Source organism: Microbacterium sp. Root1433D1 (assembly GCF_001426835.1).
Taxonomy (GTDB): Bacteria; Actinomycetota; Actinomycetes; order Actinomycetales; family Microbacteriaceae; genus Microbacterium; species Microbacterium maritypicum.
Genome location: NZ_LMFN01000001.1, coordinates 636,856 through 660,213, shown reverse-complemented (window position 1 = coordinate 660,213; position 23,358 = coordinate 636,856). Strand labels below are relative to the sequence as shown.

Sequence of the window (23,358 nt, the reverse complement as noted above, 5' to 3'; positions counted from 1 at the left end):
GGTGCTGCTCTCGGTCCGGTGATCGGGCCTCCGACCCGGTGGGGACTTCCCAATGTCGGGGGTCGGTTCTACCCTCGAAACCATGGAGCGCACCTCAGCGAAGAGGGCTTTCGCCAACGTCCTCGTCAACACGCTCATCGCGAACGTGACGACGAGCTTCCTGTGGTTCGCGCTCACGTTCTGGGTCTACATCGAGACGCGGTCGGTGCTGGCCACGGGCATCATCGGCGGCGCCTACATGCTCTTCGTCGCGTTCTTCGCGATGGCGTTCGGCACGATCGTCGACCGCAACCGCAAACACACCGTCATGGTGATCTCGAGCGTGATCTCCGCCGGCGCGTTCCTCGTGGCCGGAGCGCTATACCTGTGGCAGCCCGAGGCCGCTCTTCTCGATCTGGGAGGGCCCTGGTTCTGGCTGTTCTCGGGTGTCATCCTGTTCGGCGGTGTGATCGAGCAGCTGCGCAACATCGCGCTGTCGACGACGGTCACCCTGCTCATCCCCGAAGACAAGCGCGCGAACGCCAACGGCCTGGTCGGCACGGTGCAGGGCATCGCCTTCTTGGTGACGAGCGTCTTCTCGGGGCTCTCGATCGGCTTCCTCGGCATGGGGTGGACGCTCGCGATCGCCATCGCGGCCATGGCGATGACGTTCGTGCATCTGCTGTTCGTGCGCATCCCCGAGGGGACTCCCGAACCCGACCCGAATGCCTCCAGCGCACTCGACTTCCGCGGAAGCGTGCGCGCCATCCGTCTGGCTCCCGGGCTCTTCGCGTTGATCATCTTCTCCACGTTCAACAACCTCATCGGCGGCGTCTACATGGCGTTGATGGATCCCTACGGACTGACACTCTTCGACGCGCAGACGTGGGGCTTCGCGCTGGCGTTCGCCTCGACGGGATTCCTGGTCGGCGGCGGGCTGGTCGCCAAGTTCGGTCTGGGGCCCAGACCCATGCGCACGATGCTGCTCGTGGTCATCGCGATGGGGCTGCTCGGGTCGGTGTTCATGCTGCGGGAGTGGTGGCCGCTGTATGTGGTCGGCATGTGGGTGTACATGGCTCTGGTGCCGCCCGTCGAAGCCGCCGAGCAGACCGTGATCCAGAAGGTCGTGCCCTTCGAGCGGCAGGGCCGCGTCTTCGGCGTGGCTGCCGCGATGGAGGCCGCCGCCGCGCCGATCACGGCGTTCATGATCGCCCCGATCGCCGAGTTCCTGATCATCCCGTACATGAACACCGCCGAGGGGCAGCAGCAGTGGGGGTGGCTGCTCGGTGAGGGCGAGGCCCGGGGCATCGCCCTCATCTGCCTGTTCGCCGGACTGATCATGGTCGTCGCCGCCACGCTGGCGTTCTTCACCCGGTCCTACCGCAGGCTCACCGAACTCTATGCCGAGGCTCCGGAGCAGGAGATCGAGGAGCCAGGGAACGAGAGCGCGGGCGAGACCACGGTCGCGCTCGACCGTGAGAACGGTCAGTCCGCGACCAGGTACGCCGATGCACCGCCCGTCGTCCCGGGGATGCCGCCCGAAACCCGATGACGGAGCAGGCGCACGAGGCCGTGATCACACCGACGGCTCAGCCCAGATCGAACACCCGGTCGTTGAGCTCGGCGGCGTCCTCGGCCCACAGCGCGACGATCCGTGCGGCCAGGGCCTCGGGATCGAGTGCCTTCGCGCGGAACACGACGGCTGCTGCGCGCAGCCGTTCTCCGGACTCGCGTGCGGCCTTGGCATAGCCCTGAGCGACGGCTCTGGTCCAAGCCTCGCTCGCGGCCTTGACGGCGGCATAGTTCGCCCCACCGGCCAGGGGACGTGCGGCAGACGTCGACGACACGATCGCGAAGCGTCCGGCATCGGAGGCGCGCAGCGCATCGTCGAAAGCCCGGCTCGTGGCGCGAACGGCGTGCAGGGCCGGCAGCAGGGCGGCGAAGTCCTCATCGGATTGCCCGGCCAGACCCCCGCCTCCGCGCCAGCCTCCGACCAGCGGCACCACCGCGTCCACGGGCCCGATCCGGGAAGCCAGGGCGGTCATGCCCTCGAAGGAGGTCGCATCCGCGATCTCGATCTGAGCCCCGGCGTCGGCGAGCTCCTGCAGGCGCTCGACCGAGCGACCGGTGGCGATGACGCGGGCGTTCGCAGCGATCAGCGCACGCGCGGTGGCGAGACCGGCCGCGCTGGTGGCTCCGGCGAGGACCACGGTGCGCGTGGAAGCCGTCGAGTCGGTGTGTTCAGCCATGTCTTCCACTCTTCCGGGTCGGAGGGGCTTCTGCGGCCGGAACCCGCGGAGGTATCCGCAGGACAGGTTCCGGCCGCAGTGCGGTGCGCCCCAGCGTCACACTCGGAACGCGCGCGGTGCGCGCGTGATCGTCAGTCGTCGGTGCCGCGGATGCCCACGGTCGACTCGATGATCGGCTTCATCTTCTTGTCGAGTGTCTCGAAGAACATCGACAGCGGGAACTCGTCGTCCATCACGGCATCCGTGTAGCCCTTCGGTGCGCCGGCGAGGATCTCGTCCGACAGGCCGCGGGCCCACTGCGATGCGGGGTGTGGGGTGAGCGTGCCCCGGACGAGCTCGTACGCGGCGAGCCAGTGCGCGACCTTGGGACGGTCGATCGAGTGCCAGTACAGATCGTCGATCGCATCGCCCAGAGCGACCACGGCGTCGGGCACGTTGTCCCAGTCGAACGCGAGAGCGGTGTCGGTCCAGTGCAGCACACCGCGCTGGTGCAGCCACGCGAACAGCAGCTGTCCGCCGACCGCGTCGTAGTTGCGCGTGCGGGTGCCCGTGATCGAGAAGCGGAAGATCCGGTCGAAGATCACCGCGTACTGCACGAGGTGCGCGTAGTCGTGCATCTCCTGCTCGGTCTCGGTGAGCTCTTCACCGGCGGCGATGCGGGCAGCGAGAGCACGCTCGATCTTCACCGATTCCCGGAACGCCGTCATGTCGCAGCGCATCTCCTCCAGCGAGTAGAGGAAGAACGGCATCCGCTGCTTGATCATGAACGGGTCGAAGGGCAGGTCGCCGCGCATGTGGGTGCGGTCGTGGATGATGTCCCACATCACGAAGGTCTTCTCGGCCACCTGCTGGTCGTCGAGCATCGCGCTCGCGCGCTCCGGCAGGTCGAGGTTGGTGATCGCGGCAGCGGCGCGCGTGACGCGGCGGTACCGGGCGGCCTCGCGGTCCTGGAAGATCGCGCCCCACGTGAAGGTCGGGATCTCGCGCATCGCGACGGTCTCGGGGAACAGCACAGCCGAGTTCGTGTCGTAGCCGGGCGTGAAGTCGACCAGGCGCAGCGAGACGAACAGCTTGTTGCCGTAGTCGCCGGCCTCGAGCGCCGCGATGAACTCCGGCCAGATCGTCTCGACGATCAGCGCCTCGACCAGGCGGTCGCTCGATCCGTTCTGCGTGTACATCGGGAAGACCACGAGGTGGCGGATGCCGTCGACACGGTGCTGCTGCGGCTGGAAAGCCATCAGCGAGTCGAGGAAGTCGGGCACCCCGAAGTCCGAGGCGGCCCAACGGTCGAAGTCGACCACGGAAGCGGCGAGGTACTCGGCGTCGTGCGGGAAGGCGGGGGCCAGAGCGCGGATCGCGGCGGTGAGCGCACCGACGAGCTCGCGGGCCGCGGCGTGGTGCGCGGCGTCCGGGATCGAGCCGTCCTTGATCTGCATCTCGCGGATCGCGATCGCGGCGTCCTTGAGCTGCGCCCAGGCGGCGGACTGCTCGGCGATCGATGCGTCCTCGACGACCTCGGGTTCGCCGACGATGGCCTGGACAGCGGAACTGTTGGCGGAAAGAAGGGACATCGGGACCTCCGATCGGAGTTTTTGACGGAAAGATTCCTGTGCAAACGGAATCCTGACGATAATCTTACAGCTATGGATGACTCTGTCGACCGCGCGATCCTGACCGCCATCTCCCGCGACGGCCGCGCCACGCTCTCCCAGCTCTCGGACGCCGTCGGCCTGTCGGTCTCTGCGGTGCAGTCGCGCCTGCGCCGATTGGAGACGAGGGGGGTCATCTCCGGATATCAGGCGATCCTCGACCCCGAGCAGGTGGGCACCCCGCTCTCGGCGTTCATCGAGATCACGCCGCTCGACCCTGCCCAGCCGGACAACGCCCCCGAGCTGCTCGAGCACCTCGACGCGATCGAGGCCTGCCACTCCATCGCCGGCGACGCCAGCTACATGCTGTTCGTGCGGGTGCCGTCCCCCCGTGCGCTCGAAGAGCTGGTGCGCGATGTGAGACTCGCGGCGAACGTCAGCACCCGCACGACCGTGGTGCTGCAGACCTATTACGAGCACCGACCGATCATCCCGGTGGGCTCGGCCGAGTAGGCGCCGGGAGTCAGAGCACCGCGCCCACCATCGCCTCACCCAGCGGGGTGCGCAGATGGAGCATCCTGGTGCCGTCGCGTTCGCTGGCGATCAGTCCTGCACCGCGCAGCACGGCCAGGTGATGCGAGGCGGTCGATATCGCGAGGCCGGCATCACGGGCGACCTGCGACGTCGTGCGGGCGGTGCCGGCGCGCAGCAGCATGCCCGCTCGTGCCGGACCCAGCAGGGCGCTGAGAGCGGCGGTGATGTCGGCGGCGTCGCGGGCCCAGCCGGCGGTGACGCCACGGGCCGGATAGAACAGGGTGGGCTGCGCTGGTGGCTCGGTGAGCACCATGCAGCCCCACGCCGACATGACCGAGGGGACGAGCACCAGGCCACCTCCCCGGCAGTCGACCTGTTCGCTGTGGCGTCGCAGCGAGACGCGGACCGCACCCGACCCCCAGGTCACCTGTCGGTGCAGATCACCGGCCATGCCCGCGATGCCCGTGCTCGCGATCGTGCGCGTGCGGACGGCGATGTCAGCACGCAACAGTCGTTCGAGCTGCGGCCACACCGGAGAGAGCACCGCTTCCCACACGGCGGCCCAGGCATCGGCGATCATCCCGCGAGCCCGCTCGGGGTGATCCTGCATCTCGCGCAGAGCCTGTTGCCTGGTTCCGCTCGATCGCACCACCATCTTCCGGAAATCGACGCGCATGGGGTCGAGAGGGGCGGTTCGCAGCTCGTCGAGCTCTACCTCGGGCGTCAGGTCCCAACGGGGTGCGGTCGTCAGAAAGTCGGGCAGATAGCCGTCGTCGCCGATCACGGTCGTGAGCAGCGCGAAGTCCTCGCGGGGCAGGCGGTCGCGCACGGCTCGCAGCCAGCCCCACTGCAGCGGATGCGCGGCGGGGCGCCGCAACACCCGAACGGCGTGGGCCAGCTCGTGCCCGGGCGAGATGCCGAACCGCACCGCCTCGACGTCGCCCGGGCTCAGATGGAACTCGACGCGATGGTCAGGGTGCTCGACGCCCTCGATCGGGCCGGAGTTTCGATCCACATCGAAACTTTAGGGGCTGCTCGCGAGGCTGTCGAGACTGGAATCATGAACAGCACATCACCTCATTCGGGGATCGTCGCCGGGAGTGACATCCGCATCGGCTCGGGGCGCAGCCGCAGGTTCGTCGGGGCCGAGCACGGTGCCGAGGTGTCGTACTTCTTCGTCGAGAACCAGCCGGGGGAGGGGCCGGGGCTGCACTGGCATCCCTATCCTGAGACCTGGGTCGTGATCGAGGGTGTTGCCTCCATCACAGTGGGCGAGGAGACTTTCGTGGCCGGAGCGGGAGACACCGCCACCGGCCCCGCTTTCATCCCGCACCGCTTCACCAACGTGGGGGACGGGGTTCTCACGATCATCGGCGTCCACGCCTCCGCCACCATCATCCAGACCTTCCTCGACGAGGACTGACCATCAGGAGCACACATGTCCTTCCAGGCATACCTCGACAACATCGAGACCAAGACCGGTCTCACCCCGCGGCAGTTCATCGAACTCGCCACCGAGAAGGGGTTCGACCAGACGACCAAGGCGACGCCGATCGTCGCCTGGCTGAAAGAGGACTACCAGCTGGGTCAGGGGCACGCGATGGCACTCGTGCACGTGATCACCAAGGGGCCGCAGATCAGCGACAAGCACGTGGGCAAGGGTGGCGCTCATGGCGATGCGTCCGACACCCTGTGGCTCGACGGCAAGGACAGCAACCCGAACGCCTGATCCGTCGTCCCGCTGAGGTCGGGCATGGGCCCGGCCAGTAGGATTCCCTGCGTGGCAGCATCCTCCCAGCGCAAGAAGAAGACCCCGACCGCGAAGCGCACGCCGGTCCGCACGAGCGGCAACCCGGCGAAGCGTCCTGCCGTCGAAGCAGGCCCGGTGACGGCTGCCGACTGGATCGGGGCGGCTCGTCTGCGCACCCTCCCTCTCGCGATTGCACCGGTCGTGATCGGCACGGGAGCCGCGCGCAGCACCGGACCCGAGTTCCACTGGGTCATCGCGCTCGCCTGCCTCGCCGTCGCGGTGCTGCTGCAGATCGGCGTGAACTTCACGAACGACTACAGCGACGGCGTCCGCGGCACCGACGCCCACCGGGTCGGTCCCGCGCGTCTCACCGCCTCCGGGCGGGTGAAGCCTCGCACGGTCCTGATCATCGGACTCGTGTTCTTCGCGCTTGCCGGCCTCGTGGGTCTGGCGATCGTGGTGCGCACCGGTCAGTGGTGGATGCTCGCGGTGGGCGCGGCCTGCATCGTCGCCGCATGGTTCTACACCGGCGGCAAGCGCCCCTACGGCTACGCCGGACTCGGCGAGGTCTTCGTTTTCGTCTTCTTCGGGCTCGTCGCCACGCTCGGCACGACCTGGGTGCAGATCTTCTCCCTGCCGCAGCAGGCCTGGCTCGGTGCGATCGCCGCGGGGCTGTTCGCCTGTGCGGTGCTGCTCGCGAACAACCTGCGCGACATCGACCAGGACCGCGAGGTCGGCAAGCGCACCCTGACGGTGCTGATCGGGCGCAGGGCGACCCAGGTGCTGTTCACGCTCTTCGTGCTCGCGCCGTTCGGCATCGCGGCCTTCCTGGCCCTGCTGTTCCCGATCGCGTGGATCTCACTGCTGGCTCTGCTCGCGGGGCTCCCGGCGATCGCGATCGTCTGGTCCTACCGTCAGCCGAAGGAGCTGGTCACCGCACTCGCGCTCACGTCGCTGACGTCGCTGCTGTACGCAGGTGCCCTGTTCTGGGCGTTCGTGGGCTGAGCCGGCCTCAGGCCTTGGCGTCGCCGTCGACGGGGTCGGTCGAGCCTTCGATCGCCTCGTCCTCGGCGTCCGCGTCGGCCTGGCCGCCGGAGGAACGGCTCTCGCGGCGCTCCTGCAGCCGGGCGGAGGCATCCGTCAGCGGCGTGCGCAGGAACAGCATCGAGATGCTCATGCCGATCAGTGCGGCGAAGATCGCGGCCAGCCACCAGAACTCTCGGAAGATCGGGAAGATCCAGAGGATGGCGAGCGGGACGAGGAACGCCAGCAGCCGCAGCACGGTGTAGACGAGGAAAGGCGCGGGCTTCTTCACCTCTCCAGTCTACGTTCGCCGCGAAGAGGCTCCGTCGCCGGTGCCGGAGGCGATGCCGAGACGGTGGAGCGGGATACCGCGCACCACGCGCCGCCACGGGTGCTCTCCGAGCGACCACAGCAGCCCGGCCTCGAGGTCGAGGGCCAGGTCCTCGCATCCGACCGGGAGTCGGACGGGATCCGGGGTCAGCGCGTCGCGCCGACCGCTCCACAGTGTGCCGGGGTGCAGGCGGTCGGACTGCGAGACGAAGTGGTGGTCCCCCCGGCGGACCGCGCCCTGCATCCGTTTGATGCCGGGGGTGAAGCGGTCCACCTCGGTGAATGCGTCGTCGACGTGCTCGGCGATCGAGAACTCACCGATCCGTCCGCTCTCGTCCGTGCGGTGCTCGCCGATGAGCACGCGGGGGAGGGGGGTGCCGCCGTCGTCGAACACGCGGCCGATGTACGAGCAGCGCAGCGGGATCGGATGCACCCGGGTGCGCACCGCGATGAGCGCGGTGCCGCGACCGCCGCGACGACGGGCCCCGGCGAGCCGGTGGGCCCGTGCTCCCTGCACCTCGCGGATGTCGGAGAGGTCGAACTCCCAGATGCCGCGGCCGGTCGCCGCCGCGAACAGCCGATCCCCGAACCAGGCGAGCCCGCCGGCGTGGATCCGCGCCGGCTGGAGTTCGCCATCGTCGTCGATGACCGCGAGCAGGACGTCGAGATGACGGGAGCGCGCCAGGTCGATGAGGGTCACGCGGGAGGCGAGATGCTCCCCCGAGAGCTCCTGTCGGAACCAGCTGACGGCCAGAGTGCGCCGCCCGCGCCATTCGCCGACGTCGATCCCCTGCGGGTACCAGCGTCTGGTCCAGGTCCTCGCGCTGAGCCATCGCAGATCGACGGTGTCGCCACGCCGCTGACGCACGGGGCGCCAGGTCGATCCGAAGGGCCAGAGCATGCTCCCCATCGTCGCCGATGCGGCGAGCGCGTGCGAACCGAACCGCCCACATCATTCCAGCGGGTATTATTTTACCGTGGCGCCGCGTTCGTCTTCTCGAAGTCGACGCGGCGACCACAACGGTCTCGGGGTCGCCTGATGGGGGTCAGGCGGCCGCGTGGCAGGCGGGATCGCATCTGCGCGATCCCGCATCCCGAACGTGTCACGTTCGGCAGTGCTGAGCACTGGAAGGTGTGGTCCCGTTCGGGTACGGGACCACACCGCAGTGCCGGCCCCGCGCATGTCTCGCGGACACTCGTCGTTCACCTGCGCGTCCCCATCCGGCAACGACCGCCTGGCACCATTCCCGGACACCGTCCGTCTCCGGGAGTCCTGTGCGCACACCCCTCCTCACCGTCATCCTGCCCGCGAAAGACGCCGGGGAGTACATCGGGACGACGCTCAAGACGCTCACCCGGCAGTTCGACGATGCCGCAGCCGTCAAGCTCGTCGCGATCGACGACGGATCCCGCGACGACACGGGTGCTCTCATGCAGCAGTGCGCGCAGCGGTTCCCGCACGCCACGGTGCTGCGGAATCCGACGGCACGCGGGCTGGCGACGGCCCGCAACCAGGGGCTTGCGCACGTCGAGGGCGATGCCTTCTGCTTCCTCGACGGCGACGACTGGATGCAGCCGCGACGGCTCGAGGTGCTGGTGTCGCGGTTGCGCGAGCTCGAGTGCGACTTCGTGCGCACCGATCACGTCACGGTCACCGGCGGCGAGCGGGCGCTCATCCGCGCACCGCACCCGTGGCGCGACCGGGTGACCTCGCCGCGAGACGCGATCCTGCCCGAGAACGAGTCGACCATGGTCGACTATCCCTACGCCTGGGCCGGGCTCTTCCACCGCAGGGTCATCGACAGCGGCTTGGCGGCATTCCCCGAGGGACTCTTCACGGCGGAGGACCGGCCCTGGATCTGGCGACTGCACCTGCAGGCCGAATCGTTCGCCGTGGTCGATGCGCCCGCCCTCCTCTACCGCCGTGGCGTCGCCACATCGCTCACACAGGTGCGTGACCGCCGGCAGCTCGACTTCGCCAGGGCGATGAACGAGGTCATCTCGGTGGTCGAGCAGGATGCGGAGGCCGAGCGCTTCCTGCCGAAGGTCGTCTGGACGGCGCTCGCCCTCAGCTCCCACCATCTCGTGCGGGCCCGCCGGATGAGCCCGCCGCTGCGCAGGGAGATGCGGGCCGCGATCCGCGACATGCTCGGTCGACTGCCCGCTGACGAGGTGACCGCGGTGCTGGGACGCTTCGACGGGCCGCGCCGCCGCGTGCTCGCGCGCATCCTCCGGCAGACGGGCAGGGCGGCATGACGCAGATCTTCGCCCTGCACAGCGGCTACGGCCTCGCGACCGCCGCCGCCGCGATCGATTCCGGACTCCTCGATGCCCCGTCCTCCGTGTCCGCGGGCGAGCGCCTCCTGGTTCCCTTCACCTCCTCCCGTGTGCCTGAGACCGTCGTCGGGATCGCGGAGGACCCGGGGTTGCGCTCGCTGCGGGCGCGCTTCGACCGCATCGAGCCACTGGCGGACCTGCTCGGCCCGCTGCATCCGAGCTCCTGGGAACCGGCCGATGCCGACCTCCCCCTGCTGGAACGGCTGTTCGCTCGCGCCTGGCACATCGACCCCCATGACCTCGAGCTGTTCGTGCAGAGCCCGCAGGTCGCGCCGGCCCGCACCCTGATGGCGCTGTTCCCCCACGCGCGGATCACGATCGTCGGCGACGGCCTCATGACCTACTCGCCGATGCGCGTGCGGATGCCGTACCCCGTCGCCGCACGCATCGAGCGGGTCGTGCACGCCGACGTCGTGCCGGGAGTGCGACCCCTCGTCGGGTCTCCCCGTGCAGAGGTCGTGCCGGTGCCTCCGGCGTCGTTCGCCGCGGCGCTGCGGGAGACGGATGCCACCGCGTGCGATCCCCGCGACGACGGTGCCTCCACGGTGCTCGTGCTCGGCCAGTATCTGTCGGCCCTCGGGCTGATGACGCCGGCCGAGGAGATCGATCTGCAGAAGCGCCTGATCGACCGTGCCGCGCAGTGGGCACCGCAGCGCATCGTGTTCAAGCCGCATCCGGCCGCGCCGCCCCTGGTGACCGCAGCCGTCAGAGGGCGCGCGGCCGCGCACGGTATCGAATTCGTCGAGTACAGCGGGCCTCTCGCCGCCGAACTGCTCGCCGAGCGGCTGGACGCGGTGGCCGTCGTCGCGGGGTTCTCCACGGCGCTGCCGACCGTGCACACCCTCTTCGGACGGGCGATCGGCTCGGCGGGGAACGACACCGTCCTCGCCGCACTGACGCCGTTCGAGAACAGCAACCGGATTCCCGCGACCCTGGTCGACGCCCTCACGCGCGAGGGCTCTCCGTATGCCGATCCCGCGCGGCTGCAACTGCTGATCGACGCCGTCGGCTACGCCATGCAGCCGGAGATCGCCGGGCATCTGCGCGGTCGCGCCGAGGAACTGCTGCGCGGACTCGACCCGGATGAGCGCGATCGGTACTTCACGCCCCGACGGCTCGCCGAGCTGCGACTGCCCGGCGCGCCGATCGAGAACGTCGTGCGTCGTGCACTGCGTCCCGCCGGGGGAGTGGGCAGGATCGAGGAGTGGCGGCTCCACGCCCTCGGCGCGCGGCGACGTGCCGGGCGCGCCTGGCGGGCGATACGCGGCCGATGACGATGACGATGACGACGACGAGGATGTGGACGATGGACGAGCAGAAGCCCCGCACGGTGGCGATCATTCCGGCGCGCGGAGGGTCGAAGCAGGTGCCGCGCAAGAACCTGCAGCGCGTCGGCGGGGTGCCGTTGGTCGAGCGCGCGGTTCGCGCCGCGGCCGCAGCTTCCGGCATCGACCTGGTCGTGGTCTCCACCGACGATGACGAGATCGCAGCGGTGGCGACGGCTGCGGGCGCCCGTGTCATCCGCCGCCCTGCCGAGCTCGCTGGAGACACGGCGACCTCGGAGAGCGCGCTCCTGCACGCGCTGGACGAGCTCGAGGCACGCGGAGACAGCGTCGGGATCGTGGCGTTCCTGCAGGCGACATCACCGTTCATCCCGAGCGACGCGCTCGCCGCGGCGGTGGAGGAGATCCGCGCAGACCGGGCCGACAGCGTGTTCGCGGCCCACGAGACGTACGGGTTCCTGTGGCGGGAGGATGACCGCGGTGACGCGGTGGCGATCAATCACGAGGCCGCGCACCGCCCGCGCCGGCAGGACCGCGAGCCCCACCATCTTGAGACCGGGGCGTTCTATGTGTTCCGTGCGGCGGGCTTCCGCGAGAGCAGGCATCGCTTCTTCGGCAGGACCCGCATCGCCGCGGTGCCGGAATGGACAGCGATCGAGATCGATGATGCGGATCAGCTCCGCGCCGCCCGTGCACTCGCGTCGCTGCATGAGGTTCCCGGCCCCATCCCGGTCCGCGCCGTCGTGACCGACTTCGACGGCGTTCACACCGACGACACCGCGATCATCGACGCCGACGGGGGCGAGCGGGTGCGGGTGAGCCGTGAAGACGGCATGGGGGTGGCGCTGCTGCGCCGTGCCGGTGTGCCGCTGCTGATCCTGTCGACCGAGGTCAACCCGGTGGTCCGCGCCCGCGCCGACAAGCTCCGGGTGCCGGTGCTGCACGGCATCGACGACAAGGAGAAGGCGCTGCGCAACTGGGCGCGGGACAACGAGCTGCCACTCGCCGACATCGCCTACCTCGGCAACGACGTCAACGACCTGCCGGCGATGCGGATCGTGGGGTGGCCGGTCGCGGTCGCGAACGCGCATCCGCTGGTGCTCGAAGAGGCCCGTGTCGTGCTGAGCCGTCGGGGTGGAGAAGGCGCCGTGCGGGAGCTGATCGAACGGGTGTTGTCGAGCTGACCGATCCCGGTAACCCGGTGGTCGCCCGGTGTTCATCCTCGGCCCGTACTCAGGAGGGAGGGGTTGCACCAACGCTCGAACACCGGAGGAATCATGACTGTCAGCATCGGCTCACGAGTGATCGGCGGCGGGCGTCCTGCCTACGTCATCGCGGAGATCGGCCTGAACCACAACGGTGACGTGGACATCGCCAAGAAGCTCATCGACGTCGCGGCTCGCGCCGGTGCCGACGCCGTGAAGTTCCAGAAGCGCACGCCGGAGATCTCCACTCCTGAGCACATGCGCGATGTCCCTCGCGAGACGCCGTGGGGCGTGATGAGCTACCTCGACTACCGCCGCCGGGTCGAGTTCGGCCGCGACGAGTACGTCGAGATCGGCGACCACGCCACGATGCTCGGCCTGGACTGGTTCGCCTCGCCGTGGGACGTGCCCAGCGTCGCCTTCCTCGAAGACCTGGGTGTCGTGGCGCACAAGGTCGCCTCGGCCAGCCTCACCGACACCGAGCTGCTGGTCGCCCTGCGCGAGACGGGCAAACCTGTCATCCTCTCCACGGGCATGTCGACCATCGAGCAGATCGACCGGGCGCTGGACACCCTCGGCACCGATCGCGTGGTCCTCATGCACGCCACCTCGACCTACCCGCTGGAGCCTGAGGAGGCGAACCTGCGGGTGATCGCCACACTGCGCGACCGTTACCCCGGTGTGCCCGTGGGCTACTCGGGGCACGAGCGCGGACTCCAGATCTCGCTCGCCGCCGTGGCCATCGGCGCCGTCGCCGTCGAACGCCACATCACGCTCGATCGCACCATGTGGGGCTCCGATCACGCGGCCTCGCTCGAGCCGACCGGCCTCGAGCACCTCGTGCGCGACATCCGCGTGATCGAGCGTGCGACCGGAGACGGGGTCAAGCGCGTGTTCGACAGCGAGCGCGCGCCGATGGCGAAGCTGCGCCGCATCTCGGTATGAGCGGTGCCACCGGCATCCGTGTCGTCGCGATCGCGGACGCCGACTCCTTCGTGAAGTGGGCCGCCGCCCTGCTCGGGTCCGTGCCGGGGCTGCGTCCGCACCTGCTGCTCGTGCGCACCCCGCTCACGGCCAGCGTCGAGCAGCAGCGCACCGCGCTCGCGGGTACGACGCTCGGGCCGCGGGACGTCACCCGCATCGGGTTCGCGCAGACGGCGGCCTGGCTGGCCGCGCAGTGCCCTGACGTGGTGCTGCTCGCGGGGCGCGGACCGTTCGTGCGGCTGATGGGACGCGTGATCGACACGTTGGAGCATCGGCCGGTCACGGTCTCCGGGCTGCCCGGGATGGCGATCCCCGCCCAGCGCGGGGCACTCGACTATCGCCGCCACAGCGACCTGCTGGTGGTGCACTCCCACCGTGAGGTGCGGGCCTTCGAGGACCTCGGCCGCAGGATCGGTGTGCAGACGCCGGTGGCGCTCGCGACCCTCCCGTTCGCCCGGCGGAGGGAGCGGATGCTGCGCCCCGAACGCATGAGGATCGACGCCGTGGCCGCGCGGCGCGGTGGTGTGGCGGTCGCCGAACGCCCTCCGCAGACCGCTCCGGTCAAGCCGCCGGCGACGGACATCGTCTTCGCCGCGCAGGCGCTCGTGCCCGTCGCGAGGGAGGAGCGCGCCGAGATCGCGGCCGTGCTCGTGCGGGCCGCCGAAGCGGAGCCAGGACGCCGCGTGGTGGTGAAGCTGCGGTCGCGGCCGGGGGAGTCGGAGACGCACCGGGAACGTGACCCGTACGCCGGGCTGCTGCCGTCGCGTGTTCCGAAGAACCTCGTCTACTCCTACGACTCGATGAGCACCGCGCTGGAGACGGCGGCGGGTCTGGTCACGGTGAGTTCCACGGCCGCGATCGAGGCCACGGCGCTCGGCGTGCCCGTGATCGCGCTCGACTCCTTCGGCGTGAGCAAGAGCCTGCTGAACACGGTGTTCGTGGGCAGTGGACTGCTCGGCGGCCGCAGCGAGGTCGTGGCCGGGCGCTTCCGGCATCCGCATCCCGACTGGCTTCGAGACAACTACTTCCACCCCGAGGGCGAGTCGACGTGGTGGGAGCGGGTGGAACGGCTCGTGGCGCTGCGGCGCTCCGGGGCTCTGCCGGCCCGTCGTGTGCCCGCGGCCCGCGGTGGCTCACTGCACGAGGCCTGGCATCGGGCGAGTGTGCTCGGTGCGGAAGACCCCACGGTGCAGGGGGCTCTGGCGCTCGCCGTGGGCTCTCCGGCGACCAGGGCACTCGCCGCGCTGCGTCGGCGCAGGCCGCCGTCGGGCGGCGGCACCTGGGCCGACGCCTCGACCGACTACACGCTCGAGCCGAACCCGTTCGACGACTCCCTCCGGCGCTGAACCTTCGGGGCGTCGGTGCGCTCAGCGTCCGAGGTGCGCCATCCTGCGCTCCGCGGATGTCCGGTGTCCGTCATCCGCGGACTCATGGTGTTATCCCAGGCAATGATCCTGGCGGGAAAGATCACGGCCGGGTAACGTCGATCTCATCGCGGCGATCCGGGCGGTCCCGGGCCTCAGTTCATACCTGAAGGCGTTGCGGGTTCGACTCCCGCCGTCGCGTCCACTTCGACAGTGTCGGCCCCGCTCCGGTCAGGGTAGGGGAAGCGCAGACGACGGTTCACAACCCCAGTTGGTCCAGCCGCTCCTCGAAGCGCACCTGCACGTCTTCGGGCTCATCGCCGTCGGCATCGGCCCAGATCGCGTCCAGCTCCTTCTGCACGGAGTCGGGGAGCGCAGCGAACTTCTCGTCCCAGGCGGCGACCGGCGTCCAGTAGCCGACGACCTTGAAGCGGGTCGCGGGCAGACCGAGCTCCTTGCGCAGGTACTTGCGCACGTCGCGCAGTGCCACGGTCTCACCGGCCACCCACACATAACCCTCGTCGAGCGGGAGGCGGTCGTCGACGATGCCGCGCACGAGCGGACCGAGCGCGCTGGGGCCATGGCCGTTGCCGCCGACCACCCAGGTGACCTCGACATCCGCGCCCGTCGTGAGGGCGACGCGATCCGCCTCGCTCGGCACCTCGAGCACGACCCGGGTGCGCACGCCCTCGGGAGCCTCGGCGATGATGCGCGCCACGGCCGGAAGCCCGGTCAGATCGGCGACGAGCACCTGCCACGTGATGCCCTCCGGCGGTGAGTACAGGCCGGTCGGGGAGTTCAGCCCGAGCACGTGTCCCGGCTCCGCACGCGCGGCCCAGGGGCCCGCGACACCCGCCGCATGGATCACGAAGTCGATGTCGAGCTCGCCGGCATCCGGGCGCACACCGCTGATCGTGTAGGTGCGCATCGGCGCCTCGGGGGCTCCCTCCGGCGTCTCCCACCAGTCACCCGCCGGCACGGGCAGCGACACGTCCTTCGGGTCGTCACCGTGCGGGAAGAACACCCGCACATACTCATCGCCGATGCCGGTGCTGAGGAAGTCGGCGACCCCCTCGCCGCCGAGCGTGACGCGGACGAGGGTCGGGGTGAGGGTGGTCGTGCTGCTGACGATGCCGCGGTGGATGCTCACGGTGTCTCCGTCTCTGGGCCGGGGTTCTGACCCGTGGGGATGGGGGAAGGGGGGATAGGAGTGGTGCGGGTCTGGGCGAGCCAGGAGTCTCGGTACAGCCCGTCGGCGGCGAGCAGCTCCTCGTGCGTACCGCGCTGCGTCGTCCGACCGTCGGCGAACACGATGATCTGCTCGGCGGAGACGGCCTGTTGCAGCCGATGCGCGATGAGCAGCGCCGTGCGTCCTTCGCGCAGCGCGGCGATCGCGTCTTCCACGGCCTCCCGGTGGTGGAGTCCGACATCGGCGGTGGCTTCGTCGAGGATCACCACATCCGGGTCGGCGAGGAAGGCCCGGGCGACCGCGAGCTGCTGGATGCGCCCTTCGTCCAACGGCACGACGGCCTCCGACGCCGCGCCCTCGTTCTCGGAGGTCAGCGCCTCGATCGCCCACTGTGCGCCGACCGCCCGCAGCGCCGCCACCATGTCGTCGTCGTCCGCCTCGGGAGCGACGAGCCGCAGGTTGTCGGCGATCGTGCCCCGGAAATGGTGCAGCTCCTGCGACAGGTAGTAGGGCGCCTCCCTGTCGGATGCGAGGTGCACGCTACCCGAGCTGGGCGGGTGATGTCCGGCGATCACGCGAGCGAGCGTGCTCTTGCCCGACCCCGAGGTGCCGACGAGTGCCGCCGTGGTGCCCGGATCGACGCGCAGGCTCACGTCGCTGATGCCGCGGCCGGTGGTCGGGTAGTGGAACGTGACGCCGCGCACCTCGATGCCCGCACAGGACTGCGGCGCGGTATCCGCTTGCCGATGCGACGTGACATCCGGGGGCGCGAGGTCGATGACCCCGACGAGTCGCGCGAGCCCGATGGCTGCCCGCTGGATGTCGTCGAGCCCGAAGATCAGCTGCCCGACCGGTCCGAACAGTCGGTGGAACAGCAGGGCCGCCGTGGTGACAGCGCCCACCGTGATCGCTCCTGCGGACTGCAGGAGGAAGCCGGTGCCGAGGATCGCAGCCAGGCCGACGAGCTCGCCGCCGTTGATCCAGCGGAACAGCCGGTTCGTCACCCGCACGCCCTCGATCTGCATCCGGATCGACGCCTCTGCCCGCTCCCGCACGCGATCGAGCGCGTGCTCCTGCTCATTGAAGGCGGTGAGGGTCTCGATGCCCTCGACCGCGTCGAGCACGGCCTGGCTGCGGGCGGCCTCGCGCACCCGCACCTCACGGAACACCACGCGCGACCTGCGCAGGAACGCCCGGGTGCCGAGCACGTAGAACGGAGCGGAGACGAGTCCTGCGAGCGCGAGCCAGGGGTCGAGTGCAGTCAGCGCGACCACCGAGACCCCGATCGCGAACGCCGCCGAGAGCAGGGTGGGGGCGACGTTCCCGCCGGCTTCGGCCACCGCATCGACATCGCCGGTGACCCGGGAGAGCAGGTCGGCGCTCTCGCCGTCGTCGACCTCGCTCACCGGCAGTCGCATCGCCGAGGCGAACACGTCTTCGCGGAGGGTCGCGAGCATGTCCTGCACCAGCCCGGTCAGCACCCGCACCGCCCACAGCATCACCACGGCGGCGCCGATCGCGCCGAGGCCCGCACCGGCGACCCAGGCGGCGATGATCGCGAAACCGGCATCGGAGGAGACGGCATCGACGATGCGTCCCAGGCACGTCGGCATCACGATGCCCAGGGCGGATGCCGCGAGGAAGAGCGCGGCGACAGCCGCCGTGCGACCGGGGTGCTGCCGCAGCAGTGCGCCGACGACGCCGCGCACCCGTGCGCTGGAGGCGATCGGCAGCAGGGCCGTGGTCGAGCTCGACTCATGCATGGTGCGCATCCGATCGTTCGGAGGGGAGATCGATGATCCGATCGCAGGCTGCGAGAAGCACCGGCGAAGTGGTGATCACCACCACCGTCTCGGTGTGCTCCGCGAGGGCGCGGGCGATGTGCGCCTCGGTGATGGCATCGACGGCCGAGGTCGGCTCGTCGAGCACCAGCACATCGGCATCCGCATGCAGGGCGCGGGCGATGCCGATGCGCTGCCGCTGCCCGCCCGAGAGACGGCGTCCGGCTTCACCGACCTGTGATTCCCACCCGCCGACCTGCACCACGGTGTCGTGCAGCGCCGCCATCTCGATGAAGGGCGGGTGCGCGGGCTCCTCCACGCCGTGACCGCGCACCGCCTCGCGCAGGGACCCGCTCACGATCGTCTGTCCGTGGGGAGGGGCGATGACCCGACGCCGGTACTCCACCGGGTCGAGGTCGGTCAGGTCGCGGAGCTCTCCCTCGACCGCGAGCGCGACCCGGCCGCGATCGACCCGGGTGCGCAGGCCCAGGAGACGCGAGAGGGCACGTGCCGAGTCGCTGTCGGCGGGGCGGATGCCCAGCATCTCCCGTCCCCGCACCTCGACCGGATCCGCGGAAGATCCCGCGCGGAAGGTCAGCACGACATCACCGGCCGCATCCGCCAGGGTCGAAGACGCCGCAGGAGGGTCGAGCAGGTCTTCGGCGTCGATCACCTCGGCGAGCCTCTTGGCCGAGGCGAGCTTGTGGATCCAGTTCGAGGGGAACGAGCCGGCGTACGCCAGGTAGCCGCTGATGAACTGGGCGAGCCCGAGCACCGTGACCAGCTCACCGATGCTGATGCGGCCCTCAGTGGCGAACCACGCCGACATCCCCGCGAGCGCGGTCGTGGCGACCGCAGCCAGCGTGCCGCTGATGGCTTCATACGAGGCGAGCGAACGACCGGCCGCCGTGGCCGCCCGACGAGAGGCATCACTCGCGGCGACGTACCTGCGCACAGCCTCTTCACGGGCACCGATGCCCACGAGCACCCGGAATCCGCTCATGAAGTCGGCGGCGACCGCTCCTGCCTCGGTCGCCGCCTGCTGCTCGGCGAACCCCCGGCGTTCGAGGGGACGCGAGACGACCTGCATCACGAACATCATCGCGACGGTCGAGCCGAACACGACGATGGTCGCGACGGGTGAGATCACCAGCATCGCGAGTCCGGCTCCGATGATCGCGGCGATCGTGGAGCACTGCTGCGCCACCGACCAGGCGACACCCGCGACGCGGTAGGTGTCGGAGGTGACGAAGGTGAGCGCCTCCCCGGGGGTCAACGTGCGGCGGGAGAGCCGGGGGCGCAGCATGCGGGAGAGGGTGAGGTGTCGCAGCGCCTGCTCGCCGTAGCCGTAGATCGAGACCATGAGACGGGAAGCCGACTGGTAGCTCGCGGTCAGCACGAGGAACGTGGCCACCAGCACGCCGAGCCAGAGCGCGAGGGCGGCGGGGTCGGCGGGGAGCACGGCGCGGTCGATCGTCGCGCCGATGATGACGGGGATCGTCGCCTCGGCCAGTGCATGCACGATGAGCAGACCAGTCGCCCCGGCGAGCGCGATACCGCGTCCCTCGGACTTCAGCGCGATCCCGAAGAGCCTCCGCGGGGTGGACGTCACGGCGTCCGCCGTCCGAGCGGCAGCACCAGTGGGGTTCCCGAGACGGGGTCGGTGATCACCCTGCAGGGCAGGTCGTACACGGCCTGCACGAGTTCGGCGGTGATGATCTCGCGCGGGTCGCCCTGCGCCACGATGGCTCCGTCGCGCATCGCCACCAGGTGTGTGGCGTAGCGGGCGGCGTGGTTCAGGTCGTGCAGCACGGCGACGAGTGTCGTGCCGTCGCGGTGCAGGTCGGCGAACAGCTCCATCAGGTCGATCTGGTGCGCGATGTCGAGGAAGGTCGTCGGCTCGTCGAGCAGCAGGTGCTTGGTCTGCTGCGCGAGGGCCATCGCCACCCATACGCGCTGCCGCTGCCCGCCCGAGAGTTCGTCGACCAGGCGCCGCGACAGGTCGGTGACCCCGGTTGCGGCCATGGCCTCGGAAACGGCGCGCTCGTCGGCGCTGCTCCATGTGCGCAGGGCACTCTGGTGCGGGAAGCGCCCGCGACCGACGAGGTCGGCGACCGTGATGCCGTCGGGGGCGATCGACGACTGGGGGAGCAGCCCCAGCTTGCGGGCGGCCTCCTTCGGCTTGAGCGCACGCAGCTCGTCGCCGTCGAGCAGCACCGCACCGGTGGTCGGGCGCAGCAATCGGGCGAATCCGCGCAGCAGGGTCGACTTGCCGCACGCGTTCGGTCCGATGATGATCGTGAACGAGTTGTCGGGCACCTCGAGCGTGAGGTCCGAGATGATCGGGGTCTCCCCGTAGCCCAGCGTGATGTCGCGGGCCAGCAACGAAGCGGTCATGGGTGTTCCTTTCAGGTGCGGCGCGCGTACTGGGCGGCGAGCAGCCAGGCGAGGTAGAGGCCGCCCACCGAGACCGTCACCACGCCCACGGGCACGGCGACGAGCTGGGCGACCGCATCCGACACCACCACGAGAGCGGCGCCGGTCAGCATCACCGGCACCGTGCCCATCGGGGTGTTCGAGCGGGTGAGGCGCTGCGAGATCTGCGGGGCCGCGAGGGCGATGAACGAGATGGGTCCGGCGGCGGCGGTCACGAGCGCCACCAGGGCCACACCGAACACCATCGCCGCGAGGCGGGTGCGACCGGGACTGATCCCGAGGGCGGTCGCCGCATCGTCGCCCATCTCGAGCACCGGCAGCGTGCGGGCGAGGGGGAGGGACAGCAGGGTCACGATCGCGAACACGATCGCCGCCGGGATGAGCTGATCGAAGCCGAGCGAGGCGATCGAACCCGCACCCCAGGTCGCCGCCATCATCGCCTTCTCGACGCTGACCGAGATCAGGATCCACGAGGTGAGCGATCCGAGTCCGGCCGAGACGCCGATGCCGACGATGATGAGCCGGAAGGACGACATCGTGTTCTTGTTGGCGAGCACGTAGACCAGCAGCGCGGTGAACAGGCCGCCGATCAGCGCACCCGCCGCCTTGAACATGTAGGTGTTCAGCTCGAAGACGATCATCACGAGCGTCACGCCGAACTGCGCGCCGATGCCGAAGCCGATGATGTCGGGGGAGCCGAGCGGGTTGCGTGTGAGCGATTGGAAGATCCCACCGGCGAGGGCGAGGGCCGCGCCGCACAGCACGGCGAACAGCACACGCGGCAGGCGCCACTCGAACACCACCTGGCGGATGTCGGGATCGGATGCCGGGTCGACGATCGCCCGGATGACGGCGGCGAAGTCGACCTCGTAGGCGCCGAGCGTCATGGAGGCGAGACCTGCTCCGATGATCACGACGACGAGCACGACGCTGACGACGACCGCGCGCACGGGGATGAGCGTGGCGATGCGCGAGGTCTCGATCCGGAACAGGCGTCGCCCGTGATCCACGGGAGGGAACACGGCTGCCGGGGTCGGCGAGCTCGGCGCGGTGACCGGCTTCTGGTCGATGCTCACAGCTCGCTCACCCGCTTGCGGCGCACGAGCACGATCAGGATCGGGGCTCCGAGAAGGGCGGTGACGATGCCGACGCGCATCTCGCCGTTGGGGAGCACGATGCGCCCGAGGATGTCGGCGAACAGCAGGAAGGCGGGGCCGATGATCATGGAGTAGGCGAGCACCCAGCGCTGATCGGGACCGGTGAACCAGCGCACGACGTGCGGGATCATGAGCCCGACGAAGGCGATGGGGCCGGCGGCGGCGACGCTGGTCCCGGCCAGCAGGGTGACGGCGATGATGACGAGGATGCGGGTCACCCGCACACGGGCGCCGAGGGCCTGCGCCAGGTCGTCGCCGAGGGCCAGGGCGTTCAGGGAGCGCGCGCACAGCAGTCCGATCAGCAGGCCGGCGACGATCAGGGGCACGGCCCAGGTGAGCTGGTCGAGGGTGCGTCCGCCGATCGAGCCGACACCCCAGAAGCGCATGACCTGCAGGGTGCTGTGGTCGCGGAGCACGATCGCGGTGGTGAATCCGGTGAAGGCCGCGCCGAGGGCGACGCCGGCGAGAGTGAGCTTCATGGGGGTCGCACCCGAAGCGCCGAACGAGCCGAGGATGTAGACGAGCACGGTGAGGACGAAGGCTCCGCCGAGGGCGAAGGGCACGTAGGCGCCGGGGGTGGTGAACCCGAGCACGCCGACCGCGAAGGTGACGGCGAACGATGCACCGGCGTTGACCCCGAGGATGCCGGGGTCGGCCAGCGGGTTGCGCGTGAACGCCTGGATCAGGCCACCGCACACGGCGAGAGCAGCACCCACGACGATGCCGAGCAGGGTGCGGGGCACGCGCAGCTCCATGATCATCAGGTGAAGCGGGTTCTCGTCGTCGTACGAGAAGAGGGACTGCAGCACGGTGGCAGGGTCGATCGCACGGCTGCCGACCGCGAGCGAGGCGATGGCGGCGATGACCAGCACCGCCACGGAGATGACCAGTCCCGTCACGAGCGTCCCGTTGCGGTGCGGGGAGTCGTCCGTGCGACTCCCCGCACCCGTGTTCGAGACGTCCGTGCCGTCGTGCGTCGCCAGGGACATCTCGGGGGTCACTTGCCGGTGATGGTCGGTTCACCCTGCAGCGCGGCGGCGAGGTCGTCGACGTACTTCGGCAGGACGTACTTCAGCGAGAGCACGGTGGGCGCGCTGATGGCCGAGGCCTCGGCGGCGTCGCCGTAGATCACGTAGGAGCCGTTGGCGATCGGGTTCCAGCGCGACATCACCTTGTTCTCGACCGTGTAGGCCCCTTCGTCGGCGCTGCCGCCCCAGGCGGCGAACAGGTCGGCCTCCACGTCGTAGAGGTTCTCGAGGCTCACGCCGGTGTACCAGTTGTCGCCCTCGGCGGTCTTGAGGAAGCTGTCCATCGCCGAGGTCGAGGTGAAGCCGAGTGCTTCGGTGATGCGCACGCGGGGGTCGTACTCGAGGTAGACGCCCAGATCGGTGCCGCCCTCGTTCAGGGTCAGACCCCACACGAACGTCTTGTCCTCGAACTCGGGGTGCGCGCCGGCGAGGGTGGTGATCTGCTCCTCGGTCTCGGCGATCAGCTCGTCGGCCTTGTCCTCCTCCGACAGCGCCTTGCCGACCGTGCGGGTCATGTCCTCCCACGTGCCCGGGTTCCAGGGGCCCTCGATGTAGGGGACGGTCGGGGCGATCTCGGTGAGGCGCTCGTACTCGATGTCGGAGACTCCCGAGTAGAGGCTCAGGATCAGGTCGGGCTTGAGCTCCTTGATCGCCTCGTAGTTGGGGCCGTCTTCGAGGAACGGGATGATCTCGGGGGTCTCGCCGTACTCCTCGGTGACGTAGTCCTCGAACCAGGGCTGGTAGCCGCTCTCGCCCGCGCCCCAGACCTCTTCCATGCCGACGGGGTTGGTGCCGAGTGCGGCGACGATGTCCGCCGACATCCACCCGAGGGTGACGATGCGCTGCGGCTTCTCGGGGATCACGGTCTTCCCGTGGCCGTGCTCGATGACGACGCCGTCCGTTGCCGTGGAGTCGGTGCGGGATTCTTCCGGGGTGGACGAGCATCCGGCGAGGGTGAGGGCGGCGGCGACGGCCGCAGCGACGAGGGCCGAGCCTCGGCGGATCTTCGGGCGCGCAGAAGCGTGCGACATAGTTCTCCTTCGGGAAGGGGGGGGAGGGGTTTTGCCGCGTCGACGCGGCGAGAAGTTAGGTAAGCATGCCCTAACACATCGATGCTAGGACGCGGATGCGACGCCCAGT

Annotated in this window: 22 protein-coding genes and 1 tRNA gene; 11 read left to right on the top strand and 12 right to left on the bottom strand. The window is 69.8% G+C overall.

Annotated features, from left to right (window positions below):
* Nucleotides 1-82 precede the first annotated feature (82 nt).
* Nucleotides 83-1,531, top strand: a complete 1,449-nt coding sequence (locus ASD13_RS03205) for an MFS transporter (RefSeq protein WP_055865701.1) — start codon at nucleotides 83-85, stop codon at nucleotides 1,529-1,531.
* Between the two features lie 37 nt (nucleotides 1,532-1,568).
* Here the strand turns inward: ASD13_RS03205 and ASD13_RS03200 are convergent, their stop codons facing one another.
* Nucleotides 1,569-2,228 carry an SDR family NAD(P)-dependent oxidoreductase gene (locus ASD13_RS03200; protein ID WP_055865699.1) on the bottom strand — a complete coding sequence of 220 codons (660 nt, stop codon included), beginning with the start codon at nucleotides 2,226-2,228 and terminating at the stop codon, nucleotides 1,569-1,571.
* 131 nt (nucleotides 2,229-2,359) lie between these two features.
* On the bottom strand, nucleotides 2,360-3,799 hold the full coding sequence (locus ASD13_RS03195) for a DUF6421 family protein (protein ID WP_055865696.1): 1,440 nt from the start codon (nucleotides 3,797-3,799) through the stop codon (nucleotides 2,360-2,362).
* Between the two features lie 72 nt (nucleotides 3,800-3,871).
* Between ASD13_RS03195 and ASD13_RS03190 the strand changes: the two genes are divergently transcribed.
* Entirely contained in the window at nucleotides 3,872-4,330 is a 459-nt protein-coding gene (locus ASD13_RS03190) for an Lrp/AsnC family transcriptional regulator (protein WP_055865693.1), read from the top strand.
* Between the two features lie 10 nt (nucleotides 4,331-4,340).
* On the opposite strand, the gene ASD13_RS03185 is transcribed toward ASD13_RS03190, so the two are convergent.
* Nucleotides 4,341-5,366 carry an ArsR/SmtB family transcription factor gene (locus ASD13_RS03185; RefSeq protein ID WP_082524270.1) on the bottom strand — a complete coding sequence of 342 codons (1,026 nt, stop codon included), beginning with the start codon at nucleotides 5,364-5,366 and terminating at the stop codon, nucleotides 4,341-4,343.
* A 45-nt stretch (nucleotides 5,367-5,411) separates the two neighbouring features.
* On the opposite strand from ASD13_RS03185, the gene ASD13_RS03180 reads away from it, so the two are divergent.
* The 3 genes from ASD13_RS03180 to ASD13_RS03170 are packed head-to-tail and all read left to right on the top strand — an operon-like array spanning nucleotide 5,412 to nucleotide 7,106.
* Entirely contained in the window at nucleotides 5,412-5,774 is a 363-nt protein-coding gene (locus ASD13_RS03180) for a cupin domain-containing protein (protein ID WP_017829258.1), read from the top strand.
* A 15-nt stretch (nucleotides 5,775-5,789) separates the two neighbouring features.
* Nucleotides 5,790-6,080, top strand: coding sequence for a DUF4287 domain-containing protein (locus ASD13_RS03175; RefSeq protein WP_017829257.1), 291 nt, complete (start codon nucleotides 5,790-5,792; stop codon nucleotides 6,078-6,080).
* Nucleotides 6,081-6,131: 51 nt separating this feature from the next.
* Nucleotides 6,132-7,106: a 1,4-dihydroxy-2-naphthoate polyprenyltransferase gene (locus ASD13_RS03170; protein WP_200942440.1), complete on the top strand. Its 975-nt coding sequence runs from the start codon at nucleotides 6,132-6,134 to the stop codon at nucleotides 7,104-7,106.
* Between the two features lie 7 nt (nucleotides 7,107-7,113).
* Here the strand turns inward: ASD13_RS03170 and ASD13_RS03165 are convergent, their stop codons facing one another.
* Complete coding sequence (locus tag ASD13_RS03165; RefSeq protein ID WP_055865688.1) at nucleotides 7,114-7,416, bottom strand: DUF4229 domain-containing protein; 303 nt, start codon at nucleotides 7,414-7,416, stop codon at nucleotides 7,114-7,116.
* 9 nt (nucleotides 7,417-7,425) lie between these two features.
* The gene (locus ASD13_RS03160; RefSeq protein WP_055865685.1) at nucleotides 7,426-8,355 is read right to left on the bottom strand and encodes a hypothetical protein; all 930 of its coding nucleotides are present in this window, start codon (nucleotides 8,353-8,355) and stop codon (nucleotides 7,426-7,428) included.
* 374 nt (nucleotides 8,356-8,729) lie between these two features.
* On the opposite strand from ASD13_RS03160, the gene ASD13_RS03155 reads away from it, so the two are divergent.
* The 6 genes from ASD13_RS03155 (at nucleotide 8,730) to ASD13_RS17320 (ending at nucleotide 14,832) form a co-directional block, all read left to right on the top strand.
* Nucleotides 8,730-9,710 carry a glycosyltransferase family 2 protein gene (locus ASD13_RS03155; protein ID WP_055865682.1) on the top strand — a complete coding sequence of 327 codons (981 nt, stop codon included), beginning with the start codon at nucleotides 8,730-8,732 and terminating at the stop codon, nucleotides 9,708-9,710.
* Nucleotides 9,707-11,065 (top strand): polysialyltransferase family glycosyltransferase, encoded by a 1,359-nt coding sequence (locus tag ASD13_RS03150; RefSeq protein WP_055865678.1) that lies wholly within the window; start codon nucleotides 9,707-9,709, stop codon nucleotides 11,063-11,065. Before ASD13_RS03155 ends, ASD13_RS03150 begins: the two co-directional genes overlap by 4 nt.
* Before the next feature lie 32 nt (nucleotides 11,066-11,097).
* Nucleotides 11,098-12,258, top strand: coding sequence for an acylneuraminate cytidylyltransferase (locus ASD13_RS03145; protein ID WP_055866854.1), 1,161 nt, complete (start codon nucleotides 11,098-11,100; stop codon nucleotides 12,256-12,258).
* A 93-nt stretch (nucleotides 12,259-12,351) separates the two neighbouring features.
* Complete coding sequence (locus ASD13_RS03140) at nucleotides 12,352-13,224, top strand: N-acetylneuraminate synthase family protein (protein WP_017829251.1); 873 nt, start codon at nucleotides 12,352-12,354, stop codon at nucleotides 13,222-13,224.
* Nucleotides 13,221-14,609 (top strand): DUF6716 putative glycosyltransferase, encoded by a 1,389-nt coding sequence (locus tag ASD13_RS03135; RefSeq protein ID WP_055865676.1) that lies wholly within the window; start codon nucleotides 13,221-13,223, stop codon nucleotides 14,607-14,609. Before ASD13_RS03140 ends, ASD13_RS03135 begins: the two co-directional genes overlap by 4 nt.
* 147 nt (nucleotides 14,610-14,756) lie before the next feature.
* Nucleotides 14,757-14,832 (top strand) — tRNA-Met (locus ASD13_RS17320).
* Nucleotides 14,833-14,886: 54 nt separating this feature from the next.
* On the opposite strand, the gene ASD13_RS03130 is transcribed toward ASD13_RS17320, so the two are convergent.
* From ASD13_RS03130 to ASD13_RS03100, 7 genes are read right to left on the bottom strand one after another with little or no spacing between them, the layout of a single operon-like run.
* Complete coding sequence (locus tag ASD13_RS03130) at nucleotides 14,887-15,777, bottom strand: siderophore-interacting protein (protein WP_055865673.1); 891 nt, start codon at nucleotides 15,775-15,777, stop codon at nucleotides 14,887-14,889.
* On the bottom strand, nucleotides 15,774-17,579 hold the full coding sequence (locus ASD13_RS03125; protein ID WP_162246277.1) for an ABC transporter ATP-binding protein: 1,806 nt from the start codon (nucleotides 17,577-17,579) through the stop codon (nucleotides 15,774-15,776). The genes ASD13_RS03130 and ASD13_RS03125 overlap by 4 nt, the downstream gene beginning before the upstream one ends.
* Nucleotides 17,572-19,209, bottom strand: coding sequence for an ABC transporter transmembrane domain-containing protein (locus tag ASD13_RS03120; RefSeq protein ID WP_055865666.1), 1,638 nt, complete (start codon nucleotides 19,207-19,209; stop codon nucleotides 17,572-17,574). The genes ASD13_RS03125 and ASD13_RS03120 overlap by 8 nt, the downstream gene beginning before the upstream one ends.
* A complete protein-coding gene (locus ASD13_RS03115) occupies nucleotides 19,206-19,994 on the bottom strand; it encodes an ABC transporter ATP-binding protein (protein ID WP_055865663.1) in 789 nt (262 codons plus the stop codon). The genes ASD13_RS03120 and ASD13_RS03115 overlap by 4 nt, the downstream gene beginning before the upstream one ends.
* Nucleotides 19,995-20,005: 11 nt before the next feature.
* Nucleotides 20,006-21,109 carry a FecCD family ABC transporter permease gene (locus tag ASD13_RS03110; RefSeq protein WP_082531375.1) on the bottom strand — a complete coding sequence of 368 codons (1,104 nt, stop codon included), beginning with the start codon at nucleotides 21,107-21,109 and terminating at the stop codon, nucleotides 20,006-20,008.
* Nucleotides 21,106-22,191 (bottom strand): FecCD family ABC transporter permease, encoded by a 1,086-nt coding sequence (locus ASD13_RS03105; protein ID WP_082531374.1) that lies wholly within the window; start codon nucleotides 22,189-22,191, stop codon nucleotides 21,106-21,108. The genes ASD13_RS03110 and ASD13_RS03105 overlap by 4 nt, the downstream gene beginning before the upstream one ends.
* Complete coding sequence (locus tag ASD13_RS03100; protein ID WP_055865660.1) at nucleotides 22,188-23,249, bottom strand: iron-siderophore ABC transporter substrate-binding protein; 1,062 nt, start codon at nucleotides 23,247-23,249, stop codon at nucleotides 22,188-22,190. The genes ASD13_RS03105 and ASD13_RS03100 overlap by 4 nt, the downstream gene beginning before the upstream one ends.
* Nucleotides 23,250-23,358: the final 109 nt, after the last annotated feature.